Source organism: Alcanivorax sp. (assembly GCF_014762765.1).
In the GTDB taxonomy this organism is placed as follows: Bacteria; Pseudomonadota; Gammaproteobacteria; order Pseudomonadales; family Alcanivoracaceae; genus Alcanivorax.
In genome coordinates this window covers 1-8,219 of sequence record NZ_JABURH010000133.1, presented here as the reverse complement: position 1 = coordinate 8,219, position 8,219 = coordinate 1, and the positions used below count along the sequence as shown (strand labels likewise).

Annotated in this window: 9 protein-coding genes; 2 read left to right on the top strand and 7 right to left on the bottom strand. The window is 61.1% G+C overall.

Translation table 11 applies throughout. From position 1 onward, the window contains the following. The 6 genes from HUJ17_RS09405 to HUJ17_RS09380 all read right to left on the bottom strand — a co-directional run. The coding region (locus HUJ17_RS09405; RefSeq protein WP_290510449.1) for an MlaD family protein at positions 1 to 749 on the bottom strand (749 nt) is incomplete at its 3' end. Next, a complete protein-coding gene (locus HUJ17_RS09400) occupies positions 736 to 1,260 on the bottom strand; it encodes a paraquat-inducible protein A (protein ID WP_290510448.1) in 525 nt (174 codons plus the stop codon). The genes HUJ17_RS09400 and HUJ17_RS09405, both read right to left, overlap by 14 nt. Then, on the bottom strand, positions 1,250 to 1,891 hold the full coding sequence (locus HUJ17_RS09395) for a paraquat-inducible protein A (RefSeq protein ID WP_290510447.1): 642 nt from the start codon (positions 1,889 to 1,891) through the stop codon (positions 1,250 to 1,252). Before HUJ17_RS09395 ends, HUJ17_RS09400 begins: the two co-directional genes overlap by 11 nt. Before the next feature lie 186 nt (positions 1,892 to 2,077). Beyond that, on the bottom strand, positions 2,078 to 3,427 hold the full coding sequence (locus tag HUJ17_RS09390; protein WP_290510446.1) for a DEAD/DEAH box helicase: 1,350 nt from the start codon (positions 3,425 to 3,427) through the stop codon (positions 2,078 to 2,080). Positions 3,428 to 3,686: 259 nt separating this feature from the next. Then, positions 3,687 to 3,902: a DUF1653 domain-containing protein gene (locus HUJ17_RS09385; RefSeq protein ID WP_035245397.1), complete on the bottom strand. Its 216-nt coding sequence runs from the start codon at positions 3,900 to 3,902 to the stop codon at positions 3,687 to 3,689. Then, positions 3,895 to 4,605 (bottom strand): alpha/beta fold hydrolase, encoded by a 711-nt coding sequence (locus HUJ17_RS09380; protein ID WP_290510445.1) that lies wholly within the window; start codon positions 4,603 to 4,605, stop codon positions 3,895 to 3,897. Before HUJ17_RS09380 ends, HUJ17_RS09385 begins: the two co-directional genes overlap by 8 nt. 200 nt (positions 4,606 to 4,805) lie before the next feature. Between HUJ17_RS09380 and HUJ17_RS09375 the strand changes: the two genes are divergently transcribed. Beyond that, positions 4,806 to 6,299: an NAD(P)/FAD-dependent oxidoreductase gene (locus HUJ17_RS09375; RefSeq protein ID WP_290510444.1), complete on the top strand. Its 1,494-nt coding sequence runs from the start codon at positions 4,806 to 4,808 to the stop codon at positions 6,297 to 6,299. 71 nt (positions 6,300 to 6,370) lie between these two features. Further along, the gene (locus HUJ17_RS09370) at positions 6,371 to 6,925 is read left to right on the top strand and encodes an ATP-dependent zinc protease (RefSeq protein WP_290510443.1); all 555 of its coding nucleotides are present in this window, start codon (positions 6,371 to 6,373) and stop codon (positions 6,923 to 6,925) included. 160 nt (positions 6,926 to 7,085) lie between these two features. Here HUJ17_RS09370 and HUJ17_RS09365 read toward each other — a convergent pair whose 3' ends face one another. Then, positions 7,086 to 7,991, bottom strand: coding sequence for a recombination-associated protein RdgC (locus tag HUJ17_RS09365; protein ID WP_290510442.1), 906 nt, complete (start codon positions 7,989 to 7,991; stop codon positions 7,086 to 7,088). Positions 7,992 to 8,219: the final 228 nt, after the last annotated feature.

The following is an 8,219-nucleotide window of genomic DNA, read 5'->3' as shown; positions in this document are numbered from 1 at the left end:
GGTTCCGGTGGGGTGGCAAAGCTGATGCCGCCGCGCAGTAAGTTTTCCAGGGAGCTGGCCTGCACTTCCGCCCCTTTGAACAGACCAATATCCACGGTAAGGCCGGAGCTGTTCCAGAAGCGGGTATTGCTGCGCACCAGTTTGGCGTATTTCGGTTCGATGATGACCTGGATTTCCACGAAGCGGCCGTCCTGGCTGAGTTCGCTGTCGCCGATGGTGCCCACCTGCAGATCACGGTAGTAAATGTGCCGGCCCTTTTTCAGGGACCCCAGATGATCGGCCACCAGGGTCACTTTCAGGCCCAGGTTGGGCTGTTGTTCCGGTGGCGTTTCCAGGCCTTCGAAGGTTTTTTCCGGTTCCCCGTCGCCGGGCTCCACCGCGATGTATTTGCCCGACACCAGGGTATCCAGGTTACGGGCACCGGCGATGCCCAGCTCCGGTTCCACAATCCAGAAACGGCTTTTTTCCCGGGCCAGTTTTTCCGCATCCCGGTTCAGGTTGGCGTGAACGGTCACGTGTTTCAGATCATCGCTGAGCACGATCTCATCCACGCTCCCCACGGGCACACCCCGGTAACGCAGGTCCACCCCCGGCTTGATGCCTGAGCCATTTTCAAAGGTGATTTCGATTTGCACGTCACGCTGCAACAGCTGGTCGTACAGCAGCCAGCCGGCCACCAACAAGCTGACCAGGGGCACCAGCCAGATGGGCGAAGGCCAGCGGGAATGTTTCACTTCAGGTGTATCCATGATCCGCTCCGTCAGGGTCTTGCAACCAGAGTTGTTGGGGAGAAAAGGCATGGGCGGACAGCATGGTCAGCACCACCGCCAGGGCGAAGGCAAGCACACCGGGCCCCGGCTCCACCCGGGCCAGGTTTCCGAATTCCACCACCGCCGCCAGCAGCGCCACCACAAAGACATCCAGCATGGACCAGCGCCCAATCCAGTACACCAGCCGGTATGCCCGGGTACTGAGCAGGGGGTTGTTCTCCCGGGCCGCACGCCAGTAGATCACCGCCAGCACCAACACCTTGAACAGCGGCACCAGCAGGCTGGCCACAAACACGATGATGGCAATGCCCGGCATGCCCGCTTCGAACAGCTGCCAGATGCCGTCGGCAATGGTGGAGGCGTTGCCGCGACCGGCTTCCGTGACCGCCATGATCGGCAACAGATTGGCAGGCACCAGCCACACGGTGGCGGCCAGCAGTAACGACCAGGCCAGGGTTCGCTGCTGAGCCGCAGAGGCGTTAGGAGTCATGGCGGGCCTCCAGCAACCGTTGCAACTGATCCGGCTGTGCCAGGGTTTCAATGATCAGGCGTAACAGCACCGCCACCACCAGACAAAACAGGCCGGGGCCGGGTGTCACGGTGGCCATGTCGCCGAGCTTGGTCATGGCGATGAGAATGCCGAGCAGGAAAATGTCCGTCATCGCCCAATCGCGACTGTGCCGGTACATTGCCATCCACAAGGGGTCCGGTGCCCCTCCTCCGCTCCCGGCACGGGCCGCCCAAAGCAGTCGCCCTGCCGATAACAAATTCACCAGTGGCATGATCACCAGGGTCAGCAGAAGCAGAAGGCCAACGGGAAGGTACGCCCCCTCCATAAGCCGCAACACACAGTCGAGCAAGCTCGCTTCACGGTCCAGACCAAGGTTTTCCAGACGCATCAGTGGCAGGATCAATGCCGGCAGCCACAGCACCGCCGTGGCCACGGTCAAAGCCAGCAGGGAATCGGGACGCAACGACCAGGCCCCGCTTAACTGGCAGTCGCAGCGGGGGCAACGCCAGGCTCCCCGCGCCTGCCGGGAGGGTTCGGCAAGGTGAGTGCCGCAATCCGGACACTGCAGCGCCGGCGCTGGCATTGTCTCCACGACCCTGTATTTCGGCACGGCAACCTCCTTGTAGTCACCGTAGCAGCATGACGACACGGGCACCGGAAGACTGTGAAGGGCGCAGGGATTTTACCGGGTTTTATAAAGCCGACCGGGCTGGACGCTAAACGCAAAGAGGCCGCGCCAATGCCGGGCGCGGCCTCTTCATTTATCCCGTCTCCCGTGACACCGGGATGCCATGACTCAATCCAGCGGCCCGGGATTCTTGCGTTTTTTCACGGTGGCGAAGCCGCTGTTGGTATCCGGTACCGGCTTGTTGGTCCGTGAATTTTTCTTCGCTACCGCTTTTTTCCTGGCCGGTTTCTTGCCCTTTTTGGCATCGGCTTTTTTCTTCATTTTTTTCTTTTTACTGCCGGCGGCCTTGCCGTTGGACTTGAGATTTTTCGGCCCCAGGAAGTTGCCTTTCAGGGCTTCGATCAGACGGTATTCGAAGTTCTGCCGCAGGTAACGCTGGATGCTCGCCATCAGGTTCCATTCGTGGGCCGCAATCAGGGAGATGGCGGTACCCTCGCCGCCTACCCGGCCGGTGCGGCCGATGCGGTGGACGTATTCGTCGCCACTGCGCGGCATGTCGAAGTTGATCACCAGGTCCAGGCCGTCCACATGGATACCGCGGGCGGCCACGTCGGTGGCCACCAGGACTTTCACGGCCCCGGCCTTGAGGCGATCCATGGCCAGTTTGCGGTCTTTCTGGTCTTTCTCGCCGTGCAGGACAAACACTTTCAGGTTGGAGGCCACCAGCACGCCGCCCAGGCGATCGGCCTGCTCGCGGGTATTGGTGAAGACCACCGCCTTGTCGTAGGTCTCGTTGGCCAGCAGCCACTGCACCAGACGTTCCTTGTGTTTCACGTCGTCGGCGGTGATCACCTGCTGGACCACGGATTCGTTCAGGTCGCGCACGGAATCCAGCATCAGGGACTTGGGATCGCGCAGGGTGGAGGCGACCATTTTCTCCATGGCGTTGCCGCCGCTGGTGGCAGAGAACAGCAGGGTCTGACGCTCGGCACGGCATTCTGCGGCCAGGCGCAGTACGTCGTCGCTGAAGCCCATGTCCAGCATGCGGTCGGATTCATCCAACACCAGCATTTCCAGGTCCTGCAGGCGCAGGTTGCCGGCTTCCAGATGCTCGATCAGGCGCCCGGGAGTGCCAATGAGGATTTCCGGGTTCTTGCGCATCTTGGCGGCCTGCACCTTGAAGTCTTCACCACCGGTGACCAGCTCCGCCTTGATGAAAGTATAGCGACCCAGTGCTTCCACCTGCTTGAGGGTCTGCTGGGCCAGCTCACGGGTGGGCAGCAGAATCAGGGCACGGGTATCGGTACGCGGCCGGGAATGCTGCAACAGCTGGTGCAGCATGGGCAGCATGAAGGCGGCGGTCTTGCCGCTACCGGTGCGGGCCACCACACGCAGGTCGTGGCCGGCCAGGGCCTCGGGAATGGCTGAGGCCTGCACAGGTGTGGGGGTGGTGATTTCCAGTTCGCCGAGTGCCTTGGTCAGGCGCTCGTGCAAATTGAGGTCGGCAAAAGTGGTCATGCAATGGGCTCCGCTATCGAGGGGCCATTGTAACATCCGAGGGAGCGACAAGTTGCAAGTTTCAAGCTGCAACGCGAATCGGGTGTATCGCCGGCGAAAATGTTATGGGCCGCGCCTAGGAGGTTGCGGCGCGGGACAAACGTTATCAGGGTGGCGGCAAGTTCCAGACCGCGTTGCAACTTGGAACTTGAAACTTGCCACTCCCTGGCCATGTTCGCCATGCAAGCATAGCTCCAACGGGCCGGGGGGCCGAGGAGGACTAGTCGCCCACCCGGGCGAAGCGTGGCTGGACCTTGCCGTCGCGCTCCACGGTTTCGGTGAACATGGCCAGGGGGCGCACCCACAGGGCCTGGTCGCCGTAGAGCGGGCGATAGACCACCAGGGTGTCGCCGGTTTCGGAATGGGTGGCGGTGCCGATGACCTGGTATTCGTTGCCCTTGAAGTGCCGGTAGCGGCCCGGCTGCAGGTCACTCATTGCCTTTCTCCGGGTTGCGGGCCAGACGCTCGGCAATGGCCGCCAGCACCTGGGGATTCCAGGGCAGGCCCACGTGGGTACCCTGCACTTCCACATTGTCGGTGAGCGGGCCGTCTTCTTCCTGGCTGCATTGCCAGGAAACAATGCCATCCTGCTTGGTAAAAATGGCGGTACAGGGCACCGGCGGCGCCGGGATACGCGCTTCGAAGGCTTCACGATCCGGCGGTGGCCGCTTGGGATTAAAGAGGTTGAACAGGGTGGTCACATTGTTGGCTTCCGGGTCGCCATTGATGGGACTGCCCAGGGTGAACACCTGGCTGACCCGGTCCGGGTAGGCCCGCGCCAGTTCCCGGGCAAACACCCCGCCCAGGCTCCAGCCAATCAACGCCACGGGCTGGCCATGGCGAGTCTGGATCGCCTGCAGCTGGCTTACCAGCATGGCCTTGCGTTTGCCGTTCATGCCCAGGTTGGTGCCCTGGGCCCAGCCGTAGACGTTGTAGCCCAGCCGGGTCAGGGCCCGGCGCAAGGGTCGGGTGCTGGCATCGCTGGCGCCGAAGCCGGGCAGCACGAGCACCGGCTGGCCATTGCCGGCGGGCAGCTGGCGATGGCCCAGGCCACGCAGCAGGTAACGTCCGTAGGCCAGCATGGCCCGGCTTTCTCCCAGTAACAGCCCCAGGGAGGGCGCGGATGGCTTGTCTGTCATCGCAAATTCCTCGTTGTTCTCTGCCCCCATCGTAACCGGCGTGGCGGTGACCACCTTGGTCATGACGCGGGCTGGGGCCGCGCCCGGGTCATGGCGCATCCGCTTTGTTTATCGTCGGTAACGGTGTGCTGGCAATGCGCAACAGCGGTGGCCGGGTCTGAGTCCTTACGCCATGATGGTGATAACCAGGGAGGTGCACAATGAGCAAAAACAACAAGGCGGCTCGTGCCGATCATCAGGTGATTGTGGTGGGCGCCGGGTTCTCCGGACTGTGTATGGCGATTCAGCTCAAGGAGGCGGGCTACGACGATTTCGTGGTACTGGAAAAGGCCGGGGATATCGGCGGCACCTGGCGGGACAATATCTACCCGGGCTGCGCCTGCGATGTGCCCTCCCACCTGTATTCCTATTCCTTTGCCCCCAACCCGCGCTGGTCGCGGATGTTTGCTCCCCAGCAGGAAATCTGGGATTACCTGAAACGCTGCGCCGACAAGTTCGGCGTCACCCCGCATATGCGCTTCAACTGCGAGGTGGAGAAGGCCGAATACGACGAGCAGAAGCAGATCTGGCATGTGACCACCCATGACGGCACCGAGCTGACCACGCGCATTTTTGTTTCCGGCATCGGCGCCCTGAGCATCCCCGCCTACCCGAAACTGCCAGGGGTGGAGAACTTCCAGGGCGAGGCCTTTCACTCCGCCCGCTGGAATCATGATTACGATCTCACCGGCAAACGTGTGGCTGCCGTGGGCACCGGTGCCAGTGCCATCCAGTTTGTGCCGCGCATTGCCCCGCAGGTCGAGCAGCTGGATCTGTATCAGCGCACCCCGCCCTGGGTGCTGAGCAAACCGGACCGGCGCATGACCAAAATTGAAAAGCTGCTGTTCAAGACCCTGCCGATGACGCAGAAGTTGTTCCGGGGCGGCATCTACTGGTGGATGGAAAGCCGGGTGCTGGGCCTGGCGGTGGACCCGCGCGCCATGAAACTGGCGGAGCTATATGGCCGCCACTTTATCCGCCGCAATATCAAGGACCCGGAACTGCGCAAGAAAGTCACCCCGGACTACACCATCGGCTGCAAACGCATTCTCATGTCCGATGAATATTATCCGTCGCTGAATCGGGACAATGTGGCGGTGCTGACCGACGGCATCCAGGAAGTGAAGGCCCACAGCATTGTCGATGGCAAAGGCGTGGAGCGGGAGGTGGACTGCATTATCTACGGCACCGGCTTCAAGGTCTCCGACCCCATCGGCCCCATGCAGATCATCGGCAAGGGCGGCGAGGAAATTCGCGACACCTGGAACGAGACCGGCATGGAAGCCTACCTGGGCATCTCGGTGAGCGGCTTTCCCAATTTCTTCATGCTGCTGGGGCCCAATACCGGGCTCGGCCATACCTCCATCGTGTTCATGATCGAGGCACAGGTGAACTACGTGATGCAGGCGGTGAACAAACTGCTCCGTGAAGAGGCCGGCTCCCTGGACGTGAAACCGGAGGTACAGGCAGGCTTCAACCGGCGCCTGCAGGCGCAACTGGATGATGCGGTATGGTCCTCCGGGGGCTGTGAGAGCTGGTATCTGGACGAATTCGGAAAAAACCGTACCCTTTGGCCCAGCTTCACGTTCCAGTACTGGATGCGCACCCGCAAGTTCGAGCCGGACAAGTACCAGTTCGATCCCGGGCCGGTCTGATCGGGACAGCCGGGGAACCGGGCCGTCCATTACCGGTCGTACTGTTCGACCTGAATCATCAAGGAGATGCCATGCCTCGCCTGACACTTGCCCTGTTCCCCGCCTTGTTGCTGCTGGCCGGACAAGCCCTGGCTGCCGACCGCCCGGTCTTCGGCTGGGTGGAAAAGACCACTATCGAGCCCTGGGGCGTGGAGCTGAAGGCGAAGCTGGACAGCGGTGCACTGACCTCGTCACTGCATGCCACCGATGTGGAAATTTTTGAAAAGGACGGTGACGACTGGGTACGCTTCACCGTGGACGTACGCGATGAAGCCAGCGGCAAAAAAAAGGAAAAAACTTTCGAAAAACCCCGTTACCGCAAAGTCCTGATTCGCGGTGCCGGTGGCATTGATCGTCGCCCGGTGGTGTTGATGAATCTGTGCATGGGCAACACCATCTATGAAGAGCAGTTCACCCTGAACGACCGCTCGGACATGATCTACCCGGTACTGCTGGGTCGCCGCACCCTGTCACATCTGGGCTACCTGGATGTGACCCGGACCTTCACCCATACCCCGAACTGCGATGAAGGCTCCACCGTCAAACTGGACAAGGACCAGGAAGACGACAAGGACATTGATGATTAAGCAACGACCGGGGAAGCAAGCTACAAGCCTCAAGCTGCAACGCGAATCACTGCCTCCCTGTTGTTGAACGTTTCACCCGCGCCGCTGAGTTCGGGCGCGGGCAAAACCTTTCCGAAAAGAAGACCTCAATCGCGTTGCAGCTTGCAGCTTGTAGCTGCTCTTAAGCCGGATTCACCTCGAAATACCCGAACAACCCATCCAGCGCCTCGCGCAGCACATTGCCCTGCAGGCTGATCCGCGCCTGCAGCTCTGCCACCGCATCGTCCGCGTCCATGGCATCGATATTTTCCTGCAGCAGATCCAGCGCCTTGATGCGTTTGATTTCCAGCTTGTCGTTGATATCTAGCTCCAGGGAATCCTGCCAGGCCAGATTGATACGGGTGGCTACCATGCCGGTTTCCAGATGGGCGAGGATTTCTTCCTGACCCAGATCCACGGCGGTGAATTTCACCGCCGCGCCTTCGTCCTTGGTGCCTTTCAGTTCGCAACGGTCACCCAGGGTAAACCCTTCCGGCAGCAGCTTGGTGTCTTTCAGCCAGTTGCTGAAGCTGGTGTAGGGGGCGGAGTTGGGGGCCGGATACGCTACCGGCAAGGTGCCGATGGCCTTGCGCAGGCAGGCCACCACTTCTTCGGCACGGCTGGCGGACGAGGCATCCACCATCACCCGCTTGCGCTCGGTATCAATCAGCAGGGAGGTACGACGGGAGCGAGTGAAGGCGCGGGGCATCAGCTCGAAGGTGATCTGCTCTTTCAGATCCGCCTTTTCCTTGCGACCCACCTTGCGGCCTTCCTCGTCCTGGATGTGCTCCACCTTCTCGTCGAGCAGCTCCTTGATCACCGGCCCGGGCAGCAAGCGTGAGGTTTCCTGGTAGGTGCAGTAGATAAAGCCGTCCACCGCATAGACCATCGGGTCCTGCCCTTTCAGGGGCGGCACAAAGCCTTCCGTGCGCAGGGTCTGCGAGCCACAGGGCTGGCAGCGGTTCTGGTCCAGGGTTTCATCGAGCTCGGCCACGGAGAAAGGAAAGACCTCTTCGCCCACAAACACAACCAGATTCTTGATCCACATAAACAGGTTCCAAACAGGGGGCGGCGAGAAAAGGCGCCGCCGAAACAGAAGGGTTGGCCACAGTAGCGAAATGCCCCAAGCGGCTCAAGCGCTCATTCCGGAGAATCGGACAAGAATCCGGCAGGAACTGCGGTGCCTGTTAAGGGTCACTGTCATTAGGCTATTTGTTTTGCCTTTCCGGCTGCCAAAAGCGACCGGGACTATCACACAGCATCTACAGGAGCAGGT

Coding starts and splice junctions, on each gene's coding strand:
- HUJ17_RS09380 (WP_290510445.1), bottom strand. CDS start 4,605: ATGACAGACAAGCCATCCGCGCCCTCCCTGGGGCTGTTACTGGGAGAA.
- HUJ17_RS09385 (WP_035245397.1), bottom strand. CDS start 3,902: ATGAGTGACCTGCAGCCGGGCCGCTACCGGCACTTCAAGGGCAACGAA.
- HUJ17_RS09370 (WP_290510443.1), top strand. CDS start 6,371: ATGCCTCGCCTGACACTTGCCCTGTTCCCCGCCTTGTTGCTGCTGGCC.
- HUJ17_RS09400 (WP_290510448.1), bottom strand. CDS start 1,260: ATGACTCCTAACGCCTCTGCGGCTCAGCAGCGAACCCTGGCCTGGTCG.
- HUJ17_RS09375 (WP_290510444.1), top strand. CDS start 4,806: ATGAGCAAAAACAACAAGGCGGCTCGTGCCGATCATCAGGTGATTGTG.
- HUJ17_RS09390 (WP_290510446.1), bottom strand. CDS start 3,427: ATGACCACTTTTGCCGACCTCAATTTGCACGAGCGCCTGACCAAGGCA.
- HUJ17_RS09365 (WP_290510442.1), bottom strand. CDS start 7,991: ATGTGGATCAAGAATCTGGTTGTGTTTGTGGGCGAAGAGGTCTTTCCT.